The sequence below is a fragment of the Bradyrhizobium sp. NBAIM08 genome (assembly GCF_020193935.1).
Lineage (GTDB): Bacteria > Pseudomonadota > Alphaproteobacteria > Rhizobiales > Xanthobacteraceae > Bradyrhizobium > Bradyrhizobium yuanmingense.
This window is the reverse complement of the sequence record NZ_JADYVR010000013.1, coordinates 108,268-129,462: the sequence shown is the minus strand read 5'-3', so window position 1 is coordinate 129,462 and position 21,195 is coordinate 108,268. Positions and strand designations below refer to the sequence as shown.

At 66.9% G+C, this 21,195-nt stretch carries 18 protein-coding genes and 2 riboswitches; of the genes, 2 read left to right on the top strand and 16 right to left on the bottom strand.

The features are described from left to right. Nucleotides 1-10: 10 nt before the first annotated feature. From I6F37_RS32270 to I6F37_RS32245, 6 genes are all read right to left on the bottom strand, one after another. On the bottom strand, nucleotides 11-1,690 hold the full coding sequence (locus tag I6F37_RS32270; protein ID WP_036005307.1) for a long-chain-fatty-acid--CoA ligase: 1,680 nt from the start codon (nucleotides 1,688-1,690) through the stop codon (nucleotides 11-13). Continuing rightward, a complete protein-coding gene (locus I6F37_RS32265) occupies nucleotides 1,687-2,982 on the bottom strand; it encodes an aminotransferase class III-fold pyridoxal phosphate-dependent enzyme (protein ID WP_225153728.1) in 1,296 nt (431 codons plus the stop codon). The genes I6F37_RS32270 and I6F37_RS32265 overlap by 4 nt, the downstream gene beginning before the upstream one ends. A 10-nt stretch (nucleotides 2,983-2,992) precedes the next feature. Beyond that, nucleotides 2,993-4,573: a hydantoinase B/oxoprolinase family protein gene (locus I6F37_RS32260; RefSeq protein ID WP_036005310.1), complete on the bottom strand. Its 1,581-nt coding sequence runs from the start codon at nucleotides 4,571-4,573 to the stop codon at nucleotides 2,993-2,995. After that, nucleotides 4,570-6,579 carry a hydantoinase/oxoprolinase family protein gene (locus tag I6F37_RS32255; RefSeq protein ID WP_225111833.1) on the bottom strand — a complete coding sequence of 670 codons (2,010 nt, stop codon included), beginning with the start codon at nucleotides 6,577-6,579 and terminating at the stop codon, nucleotides 4,570-4,572. The genes I6F37_RS32260 and I6F37_RS32255 overlap by 4 nt, the downstream gene beginning before the upstream one ends. Nucleotides 6,580-7,042: 463 nt before the next feature. Then, nucleotides 7,043-8,479 carry a PepSY domain-containing protein gene (locus tag I6F37_RS32250; protein ID WP_036005324.1) on the bottom strand — a complete coding sequence of 479 codons (1,437 nt, stop codon included), beginning with the start codon at nucleotides 8,477-8,479 and terminating at the stop codon, nucleotides 7,043-7,045. 12 nt (nucleotides 8,480-8,491) lie between these two features. After that, nucleotides 8,492-10,849: a TonB-dependent siderophore receptor gene (locus I6F37_RS32245; protein WP_036005326.1), complete on the bottom strand. Its 2,358-nt coding sequence runs from the start codon at nucleotides 10,847-10,849 to the stop codon at nucleotides 8,492-8,494. A gap of 112 nt (nucleotides 10,850-10,961) precedes the next feature. Next, a riboswitch (cobalamin riboswitch) is annotated at nucleotides 10,962-11,165 on the bottom strand. Between the two features lie 72 nt (nucleotides 11,166-11,237). On the opposite strand from I6F37_RS32245, the gene I6F37_RS32240 reads away from it, so the two are divergent. After that, complete coding sequence (locus tag I6F37_RS32240; protein ID WP_036005382.1) at nucleotides 11,238-11,810, top strand: histidine phosphatase family protein; 573 nt, start codon at nucleotides 11,238-11,240, stop codon at nucleotides 11,808-11,810. A 6-nt stretch (nucleotides 11,811-11,816) separates the two neighbouring features. Here the strand turns inward: I6F37_RS32240 and cobT are convergent, their stop codons facing one another. The 8 genes from cobT to I6F37_RS32200 all read right to left on the bottom strand — a co-directional run bounded on the left by cobT (nucleotide 11,817) and on the right by I6F37_RS32200 (nucleotide 19,012). Then, a complete protein-coding gene (gene cobT, locus I6F37_RS32235) occupies nucleotides 11,817-12,869 on the bottom strand; it encodes a nicotinate-nucleotide--dimethylbenzimidazole phosphoribosyltransferase (protein ID WP_036005328.1) in 1,053 nt (350 codons plus the stop codon). A gap of 5 nt (nucleotides 12,870-12,874) precedes the next feature. Beyond that, nucleotides 12,875-13,624, bottom strand: a complete 750-nt coding sequence (gene cobF, locus I6F37_RS32230) for a precorrin-6A synthase (deacetylating) (RefSeq protein WP_036005386.1) — start codon at nucleotides 13,622-13,624, stop codon at nucleotides 12,875-12,877. 45 nt (nucleotides 13,625-13,669) lie between these two features. Then, nucleotides 13,670-14,347, bottom strand: coding sequence for an energy-coupling factor ABC transporter permease (locus I6F37_RS32225; RefSeq protein WP_036005330.1), 678 nt, complete (start codon nucleotides 14,345-14,347; stop codon nucleotides 13,670-13,672). A gap of 36 nt (nucleotides 14,348-14,383) precedes the next feature. Next, a riboswitch (cobalamin riboswitch) is annotated at nucleotides 14,384-14,603 on the bottom strand. Nucleotides 14,604-14,648: 45 nt separating this feature from the next. Continuing rightward, nucleotides 14,649-15,380, bottom strand: a complete 732-nt coding sequence (cobA, locus tag I6F37_RS32220) for a uroporphyrinogen-III C-methyltransferase (RefSeq protein ID WP_036005341.1) — start codon at nucleotides 15,378-15,380, stop codon at nucleotides 14,649-14,651. Continuing rightward, complete coding sequence (locus I6F37_RS32215) at nucleotides 15,377-16,687, bottom strand: cobyrinate a,c-diamide synthase (protein WP_225153726.1); 1,311 nt, start codon at nucleotides 16,685-16,687, stop codon at nucleotides 15,377-15,379. The genes cobA and I6F37_RS32215 overlap by 4 nt, the downstream gene beginning before the upstream one ends. Further along, on the bottom strand, nucleotides 16,687-17,469 hold the full coding sequence (cobM, locus tag I6F37_RS32210) for a precorrin-4 C(11)-methyltransferase (protein ID WP_036005348.1): 783 nt from the start codon (nucleotides 17,467-17,469) through the stop codon (nucleotides 16,687-16,689). The genes I6F37_RS32215 and cobM overlap by 1 nt, the downstream gene beginning before the upstream one ends. Beyond that, a complete protein-coding gene (locus I6F37_RS32205) occupies nucleotides 17,466-17,834 on the bottom strand; it encodes a cobalamin biosynthesis protein (protein ID WP_036005351.1) in 369 nt (122 codons plus the stop codon). Before I6F37_RS32205 ends, cobM begins: the two co-directional genes overlap by 4 nt. Next, on the bottom strand, nucleotides 17,831-19,012 hold the full coding sequence (locus I6F37_RS32200) for a bifunctional cobalt-precorrin-7 (C(5))-methyltransferase/cobalt-precorrin-6B (C(15))-methyltransferase (RefSeq protein ID WP_036005354.1): 1,182 nt from the start codon (nucleotides 19,010-19,012) through the stop codon (nucleotides 17,831-17,833). Before I6F37_RS32200 ends, I6F37_RS32205 begins: the two co-directional genes overlap by 4 nt. On the opposite strand from I6F37_RS32200, the gene I6F37_RS32195 reads away from it, so the two are divergent. After that, the gene (locus I6F37_RS32195; RefSeq protein WP_036005357.1) at nucleotides 19,011-19,757 is read left to right on the top strand and encodes a cobalt-precorrin-6A reductase; all 747 of its coding nucleotides are present in this window, start codon (nucleotides 19,011-19,013) and stop codon (nucleotides 19,755-19,757) included. The two genes, I6F37_RS32200 and I6F37_RS32195, sit on opposite strands and share 2 nt — an antisense overlap. Here the strand turns inward: I6F37_RS32195 and cobJ are convergent. Both cobJ and I6F37_RS32185 read right to left on the bottom strand, forming a co-directional pair. Continuing rightward, the gene (cobJ, locus tag I6F37_RS32190; protein WP_036005370.1) at nucleotides 19,733-20,467 is read right to left on the bottom strand and encodes a precorrin-3B C(17)-methyltransferase; all 735 of its coding nucleotides are present in this window, start codon (nucleotides 20,465-20,467) and stop codon (nucleotides 19,733-19,735) included. The two genes, I6F37_RS32195 and cobJ, sit on opposite strands and share 25 nt — an antisense overlap. After that, nucleotides 20,464-21,195, bottom strand: coding sequence for a precorrin-2 C(20)-methyltransferase (locus I6F37_RS32185; protein WP_036005372.1), 732 nt, complete (start codon nucleotides 21,193-21,195; stop codon nucleotides 20,464-20,466). The genes cobJ and I6F37_RS32185 overlap by 4 nt, the downstream gene beginning before the upstream one ends.

Sequence of the window (21,195 nt, the reverse complement as noted above, 5' to 3'; positions counted from 1 at the left end):
CAAGCAGCTTTCATGCCGTCCGCCCCCATTCGGCATCCTGCAACAGCCGCCAGTTGATCTTGTTGCTGGCGGTGCGCGGCAGGGACTCGACGAAGACGACGGCGCGCGGCGCCTTGTAGCTCGCCATCGCGCTGCGCGCCCAGCCGACGATGTCGCCCTCCGACGTCGTCGCGCGCGCGGCGTCATCGAGCACCACTAGCGCCTTGACGGTCTCACCGCGATAGCCGTCCGGCGCTGAAACGATGCAGCATTCCCGGATGGCGCGGTTCTGGTACATCGCCGCCTCGACCTCGGCCGGCCACACCTTGAAGCCGCTGACATTGATCATGCGCTTGAGGCGGTCGACGGCGAAGAAATAGCCGTCGGCATCGCGATAGCCGAGATCGCCCGTGCGCAGGAACCGCTTGCCGTCGCGTTCGATGAAGGCTTCGGCATCCGCCTCCGGCCTGTTCCAGTAACCCTGCAGCACCTGCGGCCCGTGCACGATGATCTCGCCGACGACATTGTCGTCGAGCTCGATCAGGCTCTCGGGATCGATCACCCTGGCGTCGGTCTCGTGCACGGCGATGCCGAGGCACTGCCGCTTCGGCGCCGCCATCGGATTGAGGTGCGTCGGAGACATCGTCTCGGTCATGCCGTAGCCCTCGACGAAATCGAGCCCAAACCGCCCCTTCAGCCGTTCCGCGACGGCGGTCGGCATCGCCGCGCCGCCGCCGGTCAGCACCTTGAGCTTCGCAAAACATTTGTCGCGGAAGCTGGCGCTGGCGAGCACATCCACGATCATGGTCGGCGCAGCGTTCCAGAACGTGACGCCATAGGTCTCGAACAAATCCGGCAGCAGATCCTTGTCCCAACGCGCCATCAGCAGCAGCGTGGCGCCGGCGACGATGGCGGCATTCATTGAGCCCTGCATGCCCGCGACATGGAACAGCGGCATGAAGCCGGTCATCACGTCGCTGCCATTGAGCCCATACCAGCGCGCTTGCAACACGGCGGTGAACAGCGCGCTGCGATGGGTGTGCATGCACGCCTTCGGCTTACCCGTCGTGCCGGACGTGTAGGGCAGGATCATGAGATCGTCCGGCCCCGCCTCCATCGCACCCGGCTGCAGGCCCTGCACTATCGCGGGCGACCACGAATACCAGCCCGGCGATGACGGCGGCTCCAACGGTGCCTCGGTCACGCATGATGGCAGCGTGTAGGGCGTCGCTGGAACTTCGTCGCGGTACTGCGCGACAATCGCATGCGTAATCGCCTTCCCCACCAGCGGTGCAAACACATCGCTTAGCTCGCTGCCGATGATCGCAACTCTGGCGCCGCTATCCGCGGCGAGATACGCGATCTCGGCGGTCTTGTTCATGGGATTGACCGGCACGATCACGGCATCCGCCCGCATCGTAGCATAGTAAGCGATGACGTATTGCGGCGAATTCTGCAGCGCGATCATGACGCGGTCGCCGCGCTTCACTCCGCAAACGCCTTGCAGAAAGCCGGCCATGGCATCGACCCGGTCGCGCAGCTCGGCGTAGCTCAGGCTCGCCCCGTAGAACATTGTCGCCGGATGCGTTGGTCGTTCACGTGCAGCACGCGCGAGCGCGTCGTAGAGCGTCCCCTCCGGCATCGCGAGATGCCACGGCCCATCCGCCGGCCAGGCCGGCGAACGACGAGGTGCTGCGTGGTCCGCGATCACCCGTGCTCCTTATCGGCAATTTCGAGGCCGTGGTCGAGCGCGTCCAGAAGCTGGTTAGCCTCCCACTCGGAAATCACCAGCGGTGGTGCCAGGAACAGCGAGGTCTGCTCGCCGCTGGTCCCGATCACGGCGCCGGCTTCCAGCGCGCGCTCCGCGACCCGCGAGGCGATCGGCACCTCGGTGGTGTCGGCGTGCCAGGCCCGCCAGTCCGGGCCGTGCAGCTCCACCGTCCAGTGCAGCCCCTGCCCAGCCACGCGCTGCACGCTCGGATGCTTTTGCGCGATTGCGAGGAGGCGGCGGGTGAACAGCTTCTCCAGACTTTGCACGTGGTCCAGAATCTTGTCCTCACTGACGACCTTCAGATAGGCGCTGACGGCCGCCATGCTGATCGGATGGCCACGCAGCGTGCCGTAGTTCTGCCAGCTCGTGCCCTTCAGCCGCTCGACGATGTCTTTGGACACCACGACAGCGGCCACGGCCGCCGCGCCGCCGCCGAGCGACTTTCCGAGCGTCACGATATCGGGCCGGCTCTGCGCGCCCTGGAACACGAACCAGCGCCCCGCGCGGCCCGCGCCGGTGACGACCTCGTCCGCGATCCAGTAAGAGCCGGCCTGCCGCGCGCAGCGCGCGACCTCGTCCTGATAGGCCCCGTCGTAATAGATGCCGCCTTGGGTGTAGTCGATGATCGTCGCGGCCGTATCCGAGAGCAGGCCCGGGGCGTCCGCGAGATATTCGCTGGGCGGGGTGTTGTTGGCCGGCGCGCCATAGATCGCCCCATCCGGCGCCGGCAGGATCCGCACCGGCGCCATGGGTGCCGGTAGTTTCGAGCCGCCGGCGTGCACCGCAAGGCCACCGTGCCATTGCGGCTGCACCGTCATGCTGCGCGACAGCCCAGTGATGCCGTGATAGGCGCGCTCGCGCGTTGCCAGCGCCGAGCGCTGCGTCAGCGCCTGGCAGAGCGACAGCGCCATGTCGTTGGCCTCGCTACCACTGATGCAGAAGCGCACCGCGCCGACCCAGTCCTCTTCGCCCTTGAAGGCGGTGGTCATCAGATCGTCGGCGGCCTGCTCGCGGCCGACCCAGGTCCAGCCTTCGTTGACGACGGGCGTATCGGCCGCGCGGCGGATCGCCTCCACCATTGCAGGATGGCGATGGCCGAGACCGCCGCCGGTGTTGCTGCCGTCGATCAGCTTGCGGCCGTCCGCAAGGTGAAAGTAGACGCCCTCGCCGCCGACCACGGCCATCGGCGCAGCCTCGCCCGCATTCAGCCCGGTTCGCAACAATCTGCTCATCGCCACTGCCTCACTCCGCCGGAACGGCGCCGTAGCCACCGCCACCGCACATCTCGATCGTGACGAGATCGCCTTGCTGCAACACCAGGTTCGACTTGCCGTCGATGGCGACGTTGGCGCCCTGCCGGACCAGCGAGATGCGGCAGGCCTTGCCGGGAGAGCCGCCCTGCATGCCCCACGGCGCCATCACCATGCGTTCGACGCAGGTGGTCAGGTGCATCGAGAGCGCGAGGATGCGGTAGGTGCGGACCGAGCCGTCACCGCCGCGATGCGCGCCCGCGCCGCCGGAATTCCGGCGGATGGCCTGCTGCTCGAGCCGGATCGCGTAATTCGCCTCGATCACCTCGACCGGCGTGTTCGAGGTGTTGGACAGATGCACGCGGGTCGCGGACGTGCCGGCCCGATCGTGCCGCGCGCCTTCGCCACCGCCATGGACTTCATAGAGCATCTTCCACGACCCGTTCGGCCGCGGCTCGGCGAAGAACAGCACACCCGCGGTGGTCGCACCGCCCGCGGACAGGCGCTCGGGAATGGTGTCCTGCATGGCACGGAAAATCGCATCGACGATGCGCATGGAGGTCTCGTGATTGCCGGCGGCAACGGAGGCGGTCCAGCCGGGCTCGAGGATCGAGCCCGGGCGCGTGATGATGGTCAGCGGCCGCAGCGCGCCGGCATTCTGCTGCATGTCGCGCCCACTCATGATGCGCGCGGCATAGGCGACCGCCGAGCGCGCCATGAATGGCGTCGTGTTGCAGAAATTGGAGACGCGGTCGCAACTTCCGGAAAGGTCGAAGGTCGCTTCGTCGCCGCGGATGGTGATCTTGACATGGATGCGCGCCGGCGCGTTGTTCGCGCTGCCGTCGTCGAGATAATCCTCGCCCTCATAGATGCCATCCGGCAGATCGCGCAGCGCTTCCCGCATCTCGATTTCGGAGAGGTCGTGCAGGCGCGACTGCGCCGCCATGAAGACCGCCTTGCCATGCTCGCGGCAGAGCTCGACGATGCGCTTCTCGCCGGCCTTGGTCGCCGCGATCTGGGCAAGAAGGTCGCCCTCGCAGGATTCGGCATCGCGGACATTGGCCTTGAGCAGCTGCACGATCGGCGTGTTGAGGCCGGCTGCCGTTGCGATCAGCACCGGCGGAATCCGCATCGCCTCCTGGAAGGTATCGACCGCCTTGGCGAAATAGCTGCCGGGCCAGGTGCCGCCGATGTCGGGCCAATGCGCGAGGCTGACTGCAAAGGCGACGATCTCGCCGTCGAAGAAGACGGGACGCACGACCTTGACGTCGTTGAGATGATTGCCGCCGAGCGCGCCGACATTGTAGATCACGACGTCGCCGTCGTTCAGGCCATCGCGCGGCATCACCTTCAACAGTTCGGGGATGGTGTAGGCCATCGCGCCGAGATGAATCGGAATGTCGCGGCCCTGCCCGACCAGGCCGCCGTGACCGTCGGTGATCGCGGAGGAGAGGTCGCCGGCCTCGCGCAAGAGCGGCGAGCGCGCCGAGCGCGTCATGACGAGGCTCATCTCCTCGGCCGCGGCGGAGAGCCCGTGCCTGATGACCTCGACGACGAACGGATCGAGCTTCATGCCGCCCTCCGCGTCAGGAACAGATTGCCTGATGTATCGGGCCTCGCCTGCCAGCCCGGCGGCACCACCACGGTCGACCAGGCGTCTTCGATGATGGCGGGACCATTGATGGTCTCGGTGAGCGAGGCGCGATCGACGATTGCGGTTGCGATGTCAGGGAAACCATCGAACGAGCAGTTGCGCGTGGTCATAGACACTGCCCTCGCCGCAGTCGCCGGCCGGCTGACAATTGTCGTCGACGGGCGACGCGCCTGCACCCGCACCGATTCGATGACGCAGGGCTCGCCGGTCGCATAGCCGAACAGCTCATGATGCCGCGTCAGGAAGTCCTGCTTCAGCCTGGCGACGTCGAGCGGCAGCGTGAACGGCACGGGAATGGCGTCGTTCTGCGCCGCGTAGCGCATCAAGGCCACCAGCTCGACCTGGATCTCGGCCTTCGCAACATTGTTGGCGAGAAGCGGCGCCGAGGCATCGGTAATCAGGGCCTCGATCCGTTCCGAGACGCGCGCGAGATCGATGCCGTCAAGGGCGGCGCGAAGGGTCTGCTGCTGCAGGAAGCTGAAATCGGCGGTGAGGCAGCCCAGCGCCGAGAATGCGCTCGAGGCACTGGGCACGACCACCTCCGCAATGCCGTAGAGATCGGCAAGGCCCGCGGCATGCATCGGGCCGCCGCCGCCGAAGGCCAGCAGCGTGCAATCGCGCCCGTCGATGCCGCGCTCGACCGTGACGCGGCGGAGCGCGCGGGCCATGGTCGCGTTCGCGATCTTGATGATGCCGAGCGCCGTCTCCGTCGGGCTCAACCCGAGCGCGCGGGCAATCGGCGCGATGACGCGCTTTGCGGCCGCGATGTCGATGCCGATGCGGTCGCCAAGCTTGGTCTCAGGATTGAGATAGCCGAGCACCGCATTGGCATCGGTGATGGTCGGCTCTGTGCCGCCACGGCCATAGCAGGCCGGGCCCGGCTCGGAGCCGGCGCTCTCCGGCCCGACCGTCAGCCCGCCGGGACCGTTGCGCACGATCGATCCACCGCCGGCGCCGATCGAATGTACCGCGAGCATCGGCTGGCGCAGCGGCTTGTCGCCGAGCATGCGGCCGTCGGTCATCTCGGCCTGGCCGTCGACGATCAGGCACACATCCGTCGTGGTGCCGCCCATGTCGAAGGTCAGCATCCGCGCGCAGCCGAGCTGGCGCGCAATGCTGACCGACGCCGAGACGCCGGCCGCCGGGCCCGACATCGCCATCACCAGCGGACGCTGCTTCACCGCCGAAATCGGCACCATGGCGCCGGCGGAGTGAAACACCTGCAGGCCGGGCCCGATCGGCAGCCGCTGCTCCAGCTCGCTGAGATATTCCACCGCGATCGGCATCGCGGCCGCGTTGAACACGGTTGCCGAGGTTCGCTCATATTCGCGCGCCTCGGGATTGACCTCGTGCGAGAGCGAGACGTGGGCGACGACGCCCCTGAGCCGCTCGCCCAGCATCTTTTCATGCACCGGATTGGCATAAGCGTGAAGGAGCGCGACTGCGACGCTCTGCACGCCGGTCCCCTTCAGCCACGCCACCAGGCGTTCGACCTCCGCTTCCTCGAGCGCCTTCAGCACCCGCCCCTCATGATCGAGGCGCTCGGCGAGCCCAAAGCAGCGTTCAGGCGGCACCAGAGGCGGCGATTTCGGCGGAATGTCGAGCCGGTAGAGGTCTCGGCGGCGATAGCGCGCGATCTCGAGCACGTCGGCAAAGCCTTCGGTCGCGACCAGCGCCACCTTCGGCAGCCGGTTCTCGACGATCGCGTTGGTCACGCGCGTGGTGCCGTGGACGAAGCGCTTCACCTCGCTCTTGCGCAGGCCGACCGCCTCGATCGCCTCCAGCATCGCTTGCACCGGTGCGTCGGGGCGCGACGGCACCTTCGCAATCCGCGCTTCCGCGGAATCGCGCCGGATCGCGATGATGTCGGTGAAGGTGCCACCGATATCGGTGCCGACCTCCCAATGATTGCCGGGATCGCTCATCTGCACAATCAGCTACGCGTGACGTTCATCATCATTCCCTGTCATGCCATCACGTGCGAGCGTGCGACAGAGCGATGGCCGCGGGATAGGGTCAGAGTTGTCGCAAACCAAAGCGCTAGCAAGCCACCGGCCTAGCGCGGCGCAGCATCGGCTGCACGTTTCCGTGCAGCGCTGCTCGCGCAGAGAGCAGAAGGCCGCGAAGTCAAAATGTGCAGCGCACCCTTGGATTCTTCGAGGCAAATAGAAGCGCCCGTTGCACTGCAATCGGATCGCACAAGGCCGTTTGTCTAATTTGCAGGCGATCGGTCGGCGGTGCGGGAGACAGCACTGACCAAGAGCTATGCACGCAGGTCGGCTCAGCCTCTCTTTATTGTACGGTCGGTAAGCGAGGACATCACCGGCCGCTGGTGGATAACCCGGCGCGCCGAACGGGTCGCGCCGGGTACGGAGATTTCGCGACTGGCTATGCGCTCGCCAGCCGTGCTCGCAAGCGCCGCCAGCCGATGACGATGCCTGTGATGGAGAACATCAGCCCGAGCGTACAGAGCCCGACAATGAGAGCGTCACGCAGCCGCGCATGAGCCAGCAGAATCGGGAAATCAAGCGTGTGCAGCGCACTGTAAAGCCAGCGATAGGCGCGGCGCGACGGGTCCAGCCTTTGCAGCACCTTGCCATCGGCGGCATCGACATCGAACCAGAGATCGCCGCACGTCGTCCGGTAGACGAGGGCCCCCGGAAGTGCGGATTGCGCCGGATAGTCGTCGTTGCCGGCGAGCAGGAACGGTGCGGCACAGCCGGTGCCAAGGCGCGCCGTCAGGTCGCCGATCTCCTGCCTATCCAGGTATGACGCCGGTCCATCGCGCGGCGCGTCCCCTGCCCTGATCAACGCCTGACGGCCGAGACCAACCCGGTCGCGCCGATAGACATGGCCGTTGAAGGCGAACCATTCGACCTCGCGGGCCAACGGCGATATTGGCTGCGGATCGAGCGACGACGCGTCTCGCCAATCCGGGGCGGCATCGACCACGCCGGCCTCTGTCGGAGTCAGTTGCCCGCGCGAGAACAGGCGGCCGTGATCCATCGACAGCCAGCCGCTGAAGATCCAGCTCAGCACGAACACGGTCGCGACGAGACCGATGATGTGATGCAGGGCGTGCCAGCCCCGATAGGGCGACGAGAGCTGGCGTCCCCGCATTTTCACACGCACGATACCGAGCACCGCACCAAGCAATGCCGCGATCAGGGCCAGCAGCGACAGCGTCCAGACCACGCCATCCCACAGCGCCCAGCTGCTGCGCAGAATTGTCGGATAGATCCAGTGCAGCACGCTGCCGGCCCAGTTCCACGCGCGCTCGCTGCGCGTCGTATCCAGGACGACTTCGCCGGTCAGCGACGAAACGTAGACCTCCGTTCCAGGGGCATCGCCGAGAGCGGCGCGAAACAAGGGGCGATGGCGATCAAAACCGTTCGGCACGCTCCATTGATCGTAATCCGACCGCGCGACGATCGCAGCGCGCACCGCCTCAAGCCCGCGCTGACGTGAATAAGCTTGCACGATGGTGAGCGCGACATCGGCTGATGTCACCGACGCGTCTCCTCCATCGGAGGCGCGAACCGCTCGCGAACCTGCGGAGCCCGAGACGACGTAGACCGGTCCATCGCTCCGCTGGATCAGCCGAACACGCGTGGCATCGGCAATCCCGCTCGCCGCAACGGCGTCCGCGACCGAGATCCTCGTCCCGTCGCGATCGACCGGCACAAGTCCGGCAAATCGCTCCGCTTCCGTCAGCGACGGAAACGGGACGAAGTGCATCACGATTCCCGTCGCGAACCACATCGCGAACAGCAGGCAGAACGCGATGCCGAGCCAGCGATGCGTGAGGACGATCGCGCCCATCATGCGCTCAGGGCCTCACCATTTGAACGCGGCCGAGATCTCGTAGGTGCGCGGCGCGCCCAGGAGGATCTGGTCCGGATAGAACGGATCGCCCCAGATCGCATAGCGCTTGTCGGTGATGTTGCGGATACGGAAGGTCAGGCGGGCCTGGTCGACCGCATTGAACGCCGTCTTGGGGATGTCGACGAAGGCGTAGACGTCGGCCACGGTGTAAGCCTTCATCGTCACGACGTTGGCGTCGGTGTTGTAGCGGTCGCCGACATGACGACCGGTGATGCCGAGCTCCACCGGCCACGGTGTGAAGAAGCGATACGACGCGCCGGCGTTTGCGACGATACGCGGCACGTTTGGCGGCGTGTTGCCCGAGAACGAGCCGCCGGCAAAATTGTAGTCGGCATAGCGCGCATCGACATAGGCGATGTTGCCCCACAGCCGCAGCGGCTCGATCGGGCGTATTGAGGCGGCAAGCTCGACGCCCTTCGACTCCTGCCGCCCAGCGATATTCAGCTGCATGCCGCCGGCGGCCGCATAGACGTTCTTGCGCAGGATGTCGTAGGCCGAGAACGACCATTCCGCCCGGTTGTCCCATAACACGTGCTTGACACCGGTCTCATAGGTGCGCGCGGTGGTCAGATCGAGCGGCTGGGTGGGCGAGAGCAGGAAGATGTTGTTGGCTGCGACGTCGGCGCCGGTGGCGTATTGGCTGAAGAAGGTCAGGCCGGGAACGGCCTCCCAGGTGTAGCCGATGCGCCCCGTGACCGGCGCCCAGTCTTTCGTGAATGGAAAGCCCGCCTTCACGATCCCGTTCTTGTCGGTCGAATTGCGGTCGAGCCCGATGTGCTCGACACGAAGACCGCCGATCAGCGCGAAGCTGCGCGTCAGCTTGAGCCTGTCCTCGAATGACAGCGCCTCGTTGTCGATGCGCGCGGTCTGCTGCTGCGTCGTGAGCAGGCCGTAGAAACCGCGGTTGGGGTCGACCAGCGAAACGGAATCGCCGGGAAAGTTTGCCGCACCGGGCCTGACGAAATCGAGATAGCTCGACGACAGCGTCGTCACGAGCCGATTGTCGAAGCCCGCAATATTTGTATCCCAGATCAGGTCGGTGATGTTGCCGACCAGCCGCTGGCTGTGGGCGACATAGAAACGCTCGCGATCGACCAGGTTCGTGGTGGAATTGAACGCCTCGATCTCGTTGTTGAACCAGGTCCGTTCCGCGCCATAGCCATAGGCCTGACTTTTCAGCGTGAGGTCAGGCGCGAGCTTCAGCTCGAAGCCGCCACGCAGCCACACTTCCTGCGCCACGTTGCGGTTATCGAGAACGTTGTAATTGGTGTTGAAGGTGCGGTCGTCGATGGTGACGGCACCGAGATTGGTTCCGTTGTAATTCGAGACGTAATTGCCGGAGACGATCCCCGTCGTCGCGTGCGAGCCGCTGAAGGCCACCGGCACCAGCGGCGCGCCCCAATAGGCCTTCGAGCGGTCTTCGCGATATTCGACCGCACCCCAGATCCTGAGGCTGTCGGAAACACGGTAGTTGAGCTGGCCCGACGTGCCGAACGTCTTGACATTGGTGTCATCGGCAAAGCCGTTGAGGGCGGAACGGCTGATGTCGAAGCGATAGTCCAGGCCTTGCACATTGGTGCTGCCGCCGGAGCCGTAATGGGCACGGAACGAATTCAGCGAGTCCCAGGAGAAATCGGCCTCGTTACGGACAGCTCCGGTGTGGGGCTGCTTGGTGACGAAGTTGATGGCACCGCCCGCGGCGCCCTCGCCCGAAATCAGCGAGGCCGGGCCCTTGAGAAATTCCACCGCCTCCAGATTGGCGGTATCCACGATCCGCGAGGTCATGTTCTGCGGACCGATCTTGATGCCGTTGTAGAGCGTGTTGATCTGGCTGTTGGTGAAGCCGCGCATCGAGAAGGCCGAAGGTTCGGCCGGGTTGTCGCCCGAGGTGACGCCGGCGGCGCCCTGCGCCACCTCGGACACGGTGCGATAGCCCTGCTCGCGCATGGTTTCGGCGGAGACAACCTCGACGGTCGCGGGCGTCTGCCGCACCGTCAGGCCGAGCCGCGAGGCGCTTTCGGCAACGGCGTTGGAGTTGAGCGGCGTTTGCGGCGTTGAATCCGGCGTGACGGGTCTTGGCGCTGCGGATACAGCCGCCGGCCTGCGCGCTGCCGCGCGGCGCGCGCCCTGCGCCGTTCCTGCTGCCGGTTTGGCCGGCTTGCGGGCCTGGGCGGGCGACACCTCGATGGGCGGCAGCGGCTCTCGGGCCTGCTGCGCCAGAGCGGCAGGCGGACCAAGAGCGGCGAAGGACGTGAACGCGGCGGAAACCAGCAGGACGCGGCGCGGTCGTGCGATACGGATGGAAGACACAGGTGAAAACCTCGGTATGACGTCAGTGGCACGTCACAGCGAACGAGGTTTCACCTTCGGCCTTAGCCGTCCGATGAAGCCGAATGTCTGTACTCCCCGACCGACATCTTCGCGTGTGACCACGGCTGACGGCAGGTCTCCTGGCTCGCGGGTCGTGACCGCTTCGTCGCCTTCCCGGGACCGAGGACCCAGTGGCTCGTGACGAAGGATTCACCGCTTACAGTTGCGGGGGCAGCCGCGGCATTGGGGACAATTTTCCCCGCACCGCATTCCCTTTTCATTCCCTCTCGGGAAAACCGTCGCGAGCATCTAGGATTACCACCAAGACAGAGTCAATGTGCCAGTTGCGGCGTTGGGGCCACAGCAACCAACTTCCTTGGAGATGAGCATGGAAGGCGAGACCTTCCTCTGGTTGATCAGGCATGCGGCCGTCGCGGGCGTGCCCGGGACGATCCATGCGGCCGATGCGCGGGCCGACCTCGGCGATCACGCTGCATTGGCGGCCCTAAGGCAGCTGTTGCCCGCGGATGTCGCCGGCTATGCCAGCCCGTCGCGGCGCACGGTCGAGACGGCGCGCGCGCTGGGGCTCGAACCGGAGCTGATCAGCGAGTTTCGCGAGCAGGATTTCGGCGACTGGACCGGCCATCGGCATGACGAGCTCGCCGCGACCGGTGGCGAGGCCTACGCGCAGGTCTGGCGCGATCCGGCGCACGGACGGCCGCCGAACGGCGAAAGCTTTGCGGATCAGGTCGCCCGCGTCCGCCTCGGCCTGTCGCAGATTGGCGCAGGCTCCGCAGCACTGGTCGTCCATTCCGGCACCATACGCGCTGCGCTCTGCATCGCGCTCGATCTCACACCGGAAGCCGCGCTGCGCTTCGTCGTCGATCCGCTGTCGCTGACCCGGATCGACCGGCTGGCGGGCGGTTGGCGCGTCGTGTCGGTCAACCAGCGCGTGGCTTGAGCCGCATCAAGACGGCCGATCCGGCACGTTGGCCTGCGCGAACGTCGCCATGCCGTTGTGAAGTGCGCACGCCGAGCGCACCAGCGGCAGCGCGATGGCGGCGCCCGATCCCTCGCCGAGCCTGAGATCGAGGCTGATCAGCGGCTGCACGTTCAGCGCGCGCAACACCAGCCGATGTCCCTGCTCCGCCGATTGATGCGAGGGCAACAGGAACGGCTGGCAGGACGGGTTGAGGCGCACCGCCGTCAGCGCCGCCACCGAGACGATAAAGCCGTCGATCAACACGGGGATGCGGCGTTGCGCGGCCGTGATGATCGCGCCCGAGATCGCCGCGATCTCGAGGCCGCCGACCGCGCACAGGATTTTTTCGGGTGACGCCCCCGCAACGCCGTGATGCGCGATCGCCGCATCGATCACCCGCACCTTGTGCGCGCGGCCCGACGCATCGACGCCGGTGCCGCTGCCCGCGATCTCGTCGGCACTCACACCGAGCAGGCTCGCAGCAATCGCTGCTGAGGTCGTGGTGTTGCCGATCCCCATCTCGCCGAAGATCAAGAGATCAGGCCGGCCGGCCTCGGCGCGCACCACCGCGCGCTGCCCGGCCTCGAAGGCGAAGGCCAATTCCGCCGGCGTGAGCGCGGCCTCGACACTGAAATCGCGGGTGCCGCTGCGCGGCTTGTCGGTGACGATTCCCGCGATCTGCGCCTCGGCCAGCGTGCCGGCGTCGACCACCTCGAGGCTCGAACCCAGCTCGCGCGCCAGCACCGAGATCGCGGCGCCACCGGCAGCAAAATTCGCCATCATCGCGATGGTGACGGCTTGCGGATAGGCCGACACGCCCTGCGCGACGATGCCGTGGTCGCCGGCGAAGATGATGATCGGCACCCGCGCGGCGCGCGGCTGCTCGGTGGCCTGCAGGCCCGCAAGCTCGATTGCGAGCTGCTCGAGCCGGCCGAGCGCGCCGGTCGGCTTCGTCAGTTGCGCCTGCCGCGCAATGGCCGCCTCGCGATGAACAGCGGAGACCTCGGGGCAGTTCTGGGTAACCCATTCGGGAAGCATGCTGCTCAACGCCTGCGTTTGATGATGTAGCTGTCCATGATCCAGCCGTGCCGTTCGCGTGCGTCCTGCCGCACGGCGGCAATGCGCGCGCCCAGTTCAGCCAGCGCGCCGGACATGATGATCTGATCGGGCATGCCGAGATAGGCACCCCACCAGATCTGCAGGCCTTCTGGATCCAGCGATTGGAACGCCGTGCCGCCATCGAGCATCACGACGACGGTATCGACGCCCTGCGGCCAGCCGCCTTCGCGCAAGCGCCGCCCCGTCGTGACCAGAAACGGCTCGCCGATGTCGTTGAGCGGCAGCGCATGCGCCGCGCACAGCGCCTGGATCGAGGTGATCCCAGGCACGACCTCGATTGTCGGCAATGGATCGAGCCGCCGCGCAATGCGCAGCGAAGAATCATAGAGCGAAGGATCGCCCCAGATCAGCAGCGCGACCTTGCCCTCATCTTCGAGATGCCCAGCGATCGTCTGCGACCAAATCGCGGCCACCGCATCGTGCCAATCGTCGACGCCCTTGCGGTAGTCCGCCTCGGTCGCATCGCGCACGGGAAGATCGAATTCGGCGATGCGCGTCGTTTTGTTGGTGAGCACAGCGGCGCAGATCGTTCGCCTGAGATCGGCGAGATCGGATTTCGTAGTCCCCTTGCGCGGGATCAGGATGAGATCGGCGGCGTTGATGGCGTCAACGGCGGCGCGCGTGAGCTGCGCGGGATCGCCGCAACCGATGCCGATCAGAGAGAGCGTTAGCATCGCGAGCGCGATGGGCGGCCACACCGGCCGCCCATCGCTGATCTCTTACGCCGCGTTGTGCAGGCGCGGGGTGACGAGGCCGGGCGCGGTGACGCCGCGCAGCGACTTCGCCAGCGCCAGCACCGCGAGATCGGCGAGCGGTTCGATCACGATCACCAGCGCATAAGCGGCAGCGAACGTCCCGACGCTGGCGAGATTGCTCATCGCAAAGCCGGAGCCATAGAGCGCCCAGAACGCCACCCATGCGATCACGCCGGCCTGGTAGGTCGTCGAAAGCGCCAGCGCCTGACCGTACTTCAAATCGACATAGGCGGTGTTGCGGGCAATGATCCGCTTGGCGATCGCCTGGATCGCGAACAGCGGCACCAGAAGCGTGGTGACGTTCATGCCGTATTGCGGCAGATCGACTGGCTCCAGCAGCATGCCCTGAAGCAGCAGGCCAAATGCAAGGCCGAAGGCGGCGGGCGCAGCACCAAAGAGCAGGAACAAGGTCGAGCCGAGGATGAAGTGCACCTCTGATACCCCAACCGGAAAGTGCGGCAGGATCTCGAAGAAGACGAAGACGAGAGCGGTGGTGGCCAGTGTCCGCGCCGCGAACGAGCCGGCGCCCTGCTCGCGCATGGTCTCGACCGCGAGCTTCAAGGCAACGCCGCCTGCGGCGATGCCGGTTGCGTAACTCAACACGAGCTTGGCGCCCGTCACGATCCCGGGTTCGATATGCATGGCTCAATTCCTTTCCGCCGTCACACCCGACGGCCTTGGCCTCAATACGTGCACGGCCGGTCTCCTGGCTCGCGGTTCACTGGGTTCTCCGGCCTTCCCGGACCTTGCGGTCCAGTGGCGGTTCGGAGGCCCTCACCGCTTACAGTCGCGGGGGCGGCTGGGGTTTTGGGCGCCGCAACTGGGTCCGCCCATCCCCATTCCCGATTATGCTCCGGCGCTTTGCGCCGCGTCGAGCACCATGCCGCTCTTGTGTGCCCCTTTCGTATCGCGGGCGTCAAGGGGCGAACCGCTGCCGGAGCCGTCATGCCGGATATTCTCCCGCCAGCGCGCCGAACAGGATGACGGCCGCAGTGGAAGCGGCGCCGCCGCGCCCGAGCTGCTCGGCGAGCTCGGCAATCGTGGTGCGGACCAGCCGTTCGTCGGGACGCCCGAGAGATTCGGCGAACAGCGCCGGAGTGCTGGGAGCGAGGCCGTGCGCGATCAATTTTGCGGCAAGCGCCGGAAAGGTGCGCCGGCCCATATAGACCACGGTCGTGGCCTCGGGGTCGGCCAGTGCCGCCCAATTCAGATTGGGCGGCAGCTCGCCCGTGACGTCAGCGCCGGTGATGAACTGCACCCGGCGGGAGGTATACCGGCGGGTCAGGGGAATGCCGGCCTGGGCGGCGGCGACACAGGCGGAGGTGACGCCGGGAACGATCTCGTAGCCGATGCCGGCCTCGCGCAGCGTCTCGATCTCCTCCTCCAGCCGGCCGAAAATGCCGGCATCGCCGGACTTGAGCCGCACCACGCGCGCGCCGGTTGCGGCATAGTCGACCAGGAGACGGTTGACGTGGTGCTGCTTGGTCGAAGGACGCCCGGCCCGCTTTCCCACCGCAACGAGATTGGCGCCGGGCCGTGCGAGATCGAGGATCGCGCCGGAGGCAAGATCGTCATAAAGCACGACGTCGGCCTCGCGCAGCCGCGTGGCGCCCTTCACCGTGAGGAGTTCGGGATCGCCCGGACCGGCGGAAACGAAAGAGACAAAACCGCTCACCGGTCCTCCGCGATCAGATGGAAGAACGTGCCGGTGGCATGGCCACGGCGCGAGCCGGTTTCGGCAATGACCGCGCCGGTGGCATCGTGCACGACCGCGAGCGGCGTATCGGGCTGGGCGAGGATCGTCGAATAGTGGAACTCGTGGCCGCGCAGGCGCGCGCCAGGCTGATGCCCCGGCATCGGCGCAGCCAGTTCAGCAAGACGATAGCCGAGATGCATGCGGCGCTTGGCAAAGCTGGTCTCGAGGCCAAGCAGCCCCGCCATCTCATGGCTGATACCGTCGGCGTCGGTGAGGCCTGCGCCCAGCACCATATAGCCTCCGCATTCACCATGCACCGGCCGGGTCTCGGCGAAAACGCGCAAGCCGCTGCGAAAGCGCGCATTGGCCGCGAGCTTTGCCGCATGCAGCTCGGGATAGCCGCCGGGCAGCCAGCACACGTCGGCGCTCGCATCGGGTGCTTCGTTGGCCAGCGGCGAGAACGGCACGATCTCGGCGCCCGCGGCGCGCCAAGCTTCCAGCATATGCGGATAGAAGAAGGAGAACGCCGCATCGCGCGCCAGCGCGATGCGCTGGCCGGGCGGCGTCACGTTCAATCCGTTCGCCGCAGCTTGCGGCGACCATTGGCCTGCCGAGTGGAGCACCGCATCGAGATCGACGTGCTCGGCGACAAAGCGCGCGGCCTCGTCGATCAGCTTGCCGATCTCGGCCTGCTCCTCGGCCTGCACGAGACCGAGATGCCGCTTCGGCAGGCTGATCTCGGCATGGCGCGGCAGCGCGCCGAACACTTTGATGCCGGCCTCGTTCAGCGCGCGCCGCACCAGATCCTCATGGCGGGGGCTGGCGACGCGATTGAGCACGACGCCGCCAAGGCGCACGCCGGCGCGGTAATCGCGAAGGCCGGCGGCGATCGCTGCCGCAGTCTGCGCCTGGCCGGAGGGATCGATCACCAGAACCACTGGCCAGCCCAGCATCTCCGCGATATCAGCGGTCGCTCCGGTGCCGGAGACACCGCGCGCGGCGACACCGTCGAACAGGCCCATCGATCCCTCGGCGAGAACGACATCTGCATTGCCGCCACGGCTGACGAGATGCGCGATGGTGCCGCGATCCATCGCCCAGCTGTCGACGTTGACCGAGGCGCGTCCCGTGGCCGCGGCGTGGAAGGCGGGATCGATATAGTCGGGGCCGCTCTTGAAGCACTGCACGTTCAGGCCGCGCTTGCGCCAGGCGCGGGCGAGCGCCAGCGTCAGCGTGGTCTTGCCGACGCCGGAGGCCGGCGCGGAGATGACGAGGCTCGCCGGCATCACGACGCCTCCGGAAAGCGCGGCTCGGCACCGACCGGCCGGTAGCGGCGGTCGTAATCGGCGGCATAGAGACGGCTCTCGTCAAAATCGGCAGCGCCAAGCGTCTTGCCGACCAGGATCAGCGCCGTGCGCTCCATCTCGCCACCCACGAACGCATCGAGCGTTGCGAGCGTCGCACGCACGATGCGCTGCTCCGGCCAGCTCGCGCGCCAGACGATCGCGACCGGGCAATCCGCGCCGTAATGCGGCGTCAGCTCGGCGACGACCTGGTCGAGCAGATGGATCGACAGGTGGATCGCGAGCACCGCGCCGGTCGCAGCGAACGCGGCGAGCTTCTCGCCCTCGGGCATCGCGCTGGCACGGCCCGGCGTGCGCGTCAGCACGACCGTCTGAGCAAGACCGGGCAGCGTCAGCTCAGCCTCCAGCGCGGCCGCGGCAGCCGAGAACGAGGGAACGCCGGGTGTCACCGAGTAGGGAATCCCGAGCGCCCGCAAACGGCGGAGCTGCTCGCCCATCGCCGACCAGATTGAGAGATCGCCGGAATGCAGCCGCGCGACATCCAGGCCTGCCGCATGCGCGCCTGCGATCTCGGCGATGATCTGGTCGAGCGACATTGGCGCGGTGTTGACGATACGTGCGCCGGGCGGGCAATGCGCCAGCACGCCCTCCGGCACCAGCGAGCCGGCATAGAGACAAACCGGACTGGCCGCGATCAGATCGCGGCCGCGCAACGTCAGCAGATCGGGTGCGCCCGGCCCTGCGCCGATGAAATGCACCGTCATGTGCCGTCTCCTTCGGCGATCGCCGCGGTCGCGGTGCGATCCTGCGAGACAACCCGTGCTGCAATCAACCGCGCGCGCGGACCGGCGACCGCGAGCGCAGCAGCCTCGGCTACAGATCCGGTGCCAAATTTCTCCGCGACGAGCTTCGATTGCGTGGGCGTGTCGATGCCGGCCAGTGTCGCGACCGGAACGGCCCTGATCGGCACGCCGCATTCGCGTGCGAGCTGCTTCAGCGCCTCGGTATCGGCCTTATCGCTGACGGTTGCCATCGCCGCAAGCCCTTCCGCACCGCCCGCAGCGAGCAGCGCTTCACGCAGCGAAGCCAGCGTCACATCGCGCTTGAAGCCGAGTCCGGCGACCTTCATCGCACCACACTCCACTGCACCACGGGGCGTGCTGCCTCCCACGACCGATAGCGGCCGAGCGGGGCGGCATGAGAAATTTCGGCCCGCATCAGTTCGCCGCCGTGACGCCGATGCAGCTCGCCGAGCAGAGCTTCCGTCTCCAGCGTCACAGCATGCGCCACGAGCCGCGCACCCGGCGAGAACCGCGGCCAGATCGCATCAAATAACACTTCGTCGAGACCACCGCCAATGAAGACGGCATCCGCCGCTTCCAACCCGGCAAGAGCTTCCGGTGCCCTGCCCGTGACGACTGTGATCCGATGTGCCAGACCGAAGGCGGCTGCATTCTTGCGGATGTTCGCGGCGCGATCCTCGCGCGCTTCGACTGCACTCGCCGTCCCACCACACAGCGCCCACTCCACGGAGATCGAGCCTGAACCTGCGCCGATATCCCACAGCCGCTCGCCGGCACGCGGCGCCAGCGCCGAGAGCGCAAGCGCACGCACCGGCCGCTTGGTGATCTGGCCGTCGTGAACGAAGACGTCGTCCGGCAGGCCCGAGCTGCGAGCAATGCCATGTGCGCCCCTCGCCTCCACGGCTACTGCCACTGGGTTTCCAGTGAGATCACCAGAACAATCCCTGGCGTGATACTCCTGGACACTTTCGCGCGGCCCACCGAGCGCGGCGAGAGTCCAGAATGTCGAGGAGCCCCAGCCGCGTTCCGTCAGCCATTTCGCAAGATCGCTGCCGGCCTTGCCATCGCGTACCAGGCAAATGATGCGCGCACCGTGCGCAAGATAAGGAACCAGACGTTCGAACGGGGCAGCGTGCAGGGCGAGGCAAATGGTGGACTCCAGACGCCAGCCCAGCCGCGCGGCGGCGAGCGAAAAGGTCGACGGCGCGGGGTGCGCGATCCACTCACCGCTGCCGAGCTTCTCGGCGAGGCTCGCGCCGGCGCCATGCCAGAACGGATCGCCGGAGGCGAGCACCACTGTCGGCCGACCGCGGCAGCTCAGCACAACATTCGCATCGAACGGCACCGGCCATGGACGACCGCGGCTGCCAATGTCGGCAAGCGCAAGATGACGCTCGCCGCCGAACACGGTTTCGGCCCTGGCAAGCGCCTTTCGGCTTGCCTCCGACAGCCCGGCAAGGCCATCTTCGCCGATACCGATGATGGTCAGCCAGGGCTCATTCATGATTCGCGCCCTCATTCTGGGCGGAACGGCCGATGCGAGCCTGCTCGCAGCGGAGATCGCGCGCGCCGGCATCGATGCCGTCTATTCCTATGGCGGCCGCACCCGCGCGCCCGCCGATCAGCCGCTGCCGACGCGCATCGGCGGGTTTGGCGGCGTGAGCGGGCTGGCCGACTACATCCTCCGCGAAGGCATCACGCATGTCATCGACGCGACGCATCCGTTCGCTGCCGAAATGAGCCGTCATGCGGTCGAGGCCTGCGCGGACACCAATGCGCCGCTGATCGCGCTGGAGCGCGCGCCCTGGACCAGGGTGTCCGGCGACAACTGGATCGAGGTCGCCGACGTCAACGCCGCCGTTGCGGCCCTGCCCGAGGTGCCGACAAACGTGTTCCTCGCCATCGGCCGTCAGCACATCGCGCCGTTCGCGGCCAAGCCGCAACATGCCTACACGCTGCGTTTCGTCGATCCGCCCGAAGCATCGCTGCCCTTCGCGGCCGATGTGATCGTATCGCGTGGCCCCTTCACCCTCGACGGCGAGTTGGAGATGCTGCACACGCGCGGCATCGCCTGGATCGTCGCCCGCAATTCCGGCGGCGACGGCGCGCGCGCCAAGATCGACGCGGCGCGCATGCTCGGCCTTCCCGTAATCATGATCTCGCGACCAGAGCTGCCCGAGCGCCAAAGGGTCGAGAGTGTCACTGACGTGATGCAATGGCTCGGTCATTCTGCGCGCCTCGGCGCATAGACCCAGCGGCCGATGCGGCGCGTCTGCGAATTGCCGACGATGACAAGCGTGCGCATGTCGGCCATCTCGGGCGTCGCCTGGTTCAGCGTCACGATCTCGATCTTTTCATCAGCCGCGCTGATCGCGCGCGCGAAGATCATGAGACGCTCGCCGCAGCCGGCTTCGCGAAGCAGCGCAAGCGCACGGCCGAATCCTTCCGGGCGGCTGGCCGAGCGCGGGTTGTACATCGCGATGGCAAAATCGGCTTCCGCCGCGAGGCGCAGGCGTTTCTCGATCACTGCCCACGGCTTGAGATTGTCGGAGAGGTTGATCGCGCAGAAATCATGGCCGAGCGGCGCGCCGGCACGCGCGGCGGCCGCCAGCATCGCGGTGACGCCGGGCAGCACACGGATCGAAAGCTCACGAAATTCCGGCGCCTGCTCGAGCGCCTCGAACACGGCGGATGCCATCGCGAACACGCCGGGATCGCCGGAAGAGACGACGACGACCTGACCGCCTTCGGCGGCAAGCCGCAGGGCTTCGCTCGCGCGTTGCAGCTCTTCGCGATTGTCGGATGGATGCAGAGTGAGCCCAGGCCGCGGCGGCACGCGCGCGACATAGGGCGCATAGCCCAGAATGTCGGTCGCCGTCGCAAGCGCGGCGGAAACTTCCGGCGTCACCAGCGCGTCGCTGCCCGGCCCGAGGCCCGCGATGGTCAGTGTGCCTGTCATTCGGCGGCATCCAGATGCCGGCCCTTGCCGTGCACGAGCACTATCGCGAAATAGGGACAGTCGGCCGCATCGATCTCGGCGAGCCGCACCACGCGCTCGCCTGGCATGGTGCCACGCTCAACCAGCCAGGCATCGGCGAGCCGCCCGGCGGAGCTGAGCGCGCGGCGCACTTTTGCGAGATTGCGGCCGGTCTTCATGACGACCAGTGCATCGGAATCGCGCATGCGCCGTTCGAGCTCGGCCTCGGGCAGCGTGCCCATCAGCACCGTCGTCACGTCGTCGCCGAGCGCGATCGGCCGGCCGACGCCGTTCCAGCAACCGACCATGCCGGGAATGCCGGCGATCACCTCGATCTCGACGCGGCCCTGCAGGCGCGTGTGCAGATGCATGAACGATCCGTAAAAGTAGGGATCGCCCTCGCACAGCACGACGACGTCGACGGCGCGCGAAAGCCGCGCCAGGCGCTCGGCCCATTCGTCATAGAAACCTGCGAGCAGTTGCACGTATTCGGGGCTGTCGAAAGCAATCTCGGTCGTAACCGGATATTCCATTGGATATTCGGTAACGCCCGCAGCCAGCATGCCCTCGACGATGCGGCGCGCCTGACCGGGCCTGCCCTTCTTGCGAAAATAGGCGACGTGGCTGGCGCCCCGCACCGTACGATCGGCACGCACGCTCATCAGATCAGGATCGCCGGGGCCGAGACCGCAGCAGATGATGCGTCCCAT

Coding starts and splice junctions, on each gene's coding strand:
- I6F37_RS32265 (WP_225153728.1), bottom strand. CDS start 2,982: ATGAGCAGATTGTTGCGAACCGGGCTGAATGCGGGCGAGGCTGCGCCG.
- I6F37_RS32260 (WP_036005310.1), bottom strand. CDS start 4,573: ATGAAGCTCGATCCGTTCGTCGTCGAGGTCATCAGGCACGGGCTCTCC.
- I6F37_RS32255 (WP_225111833.1), bottom strand. CDS start 6,579: ATGAGCGATCCCGGCAATCATTGGGAGGTCGGCACCGATATCGGTGGC.
- I6F37_RS32250 (WP_036005324.1), bottom strand. CDS start 8,479: ATGATGGGCGCGATCGTCCTCACGCATCGCTGGCTCGGCATCGCGTTC.
- I6F37_RS32240 (WP_036005382.1), top strand. CDS start 11,238: ATGGAAGGCGAGACCTTCCTCTGGTTGATCAGGCATGCGGCCGTCGCG.
- cobT (WP_036005328.1), bottom strand. CDS start 12,869: ATGCTTCCCGAATGGGTTACCCAGAACTGCCCCGAGGTCTCCGCTGTT.
- cobF (WP_036005386.1), bottom strand. CDS start 13,624: ATGCTAACGCTCTCTCTGATCGGCATCGGTTGCGGCGATCCCGCGCAG.
- I6F37_RS32225 (WP_036005330.1), bottom strand. CDS start 14,347: ATGCATATCGAACCCGGGATCGTGACGGGCGCCAAGCTCGTGTTGAGT.
- I6F37_RS32215 (WP_225153726.1), bottom strand. CDS start 16,687: ATGCCGGCGAGCCTCGTCATCTCCGCGCCGGCCTCCGGCGTCGGCAAG.
- cobM (WP_036005348.1), bottom strand. CDS start 17,469: ATGACGGTGCATTTCATCGGCGCAGGGCCGGGCGCACCCGATCTGCTG.
- I6F37_RS32205 (WP_036005351.1), bottom strand. CDS start 17,834: ATGAAGGTCGCCGGACTCGGCTTCAAGCGCGATGTGACGCTGGCTTCG.
- I6F37_RS32195 (WP_036005357.1), top strand. CDS start 19,011: ATGATTCGCGCCCTCATTCTGGGCGGAACGGCCGATGCGAGCCTGCTC.
- I6F37_RS32200 (WP_036005354.1), bottom strand. CDS start 19,012: ATGAATGAGCCCTGGCTGACCATCATCGGTATCGGCGAAGATGGCCTT.
- cobJ (WP_036005370.1), bottom strand. CDS start 20,467: ATGACAGGCACACTGACCATCGCGGGCCTCGGGCCGGGCAGCGACGCG.
- I6F37_RS32185 (WP_036005372.1), bottom strand. CDS start 21,195: ATGGGACGCATCATCTGCTGCGGTCTCGGCCCCGGCGATCCTGATCTG.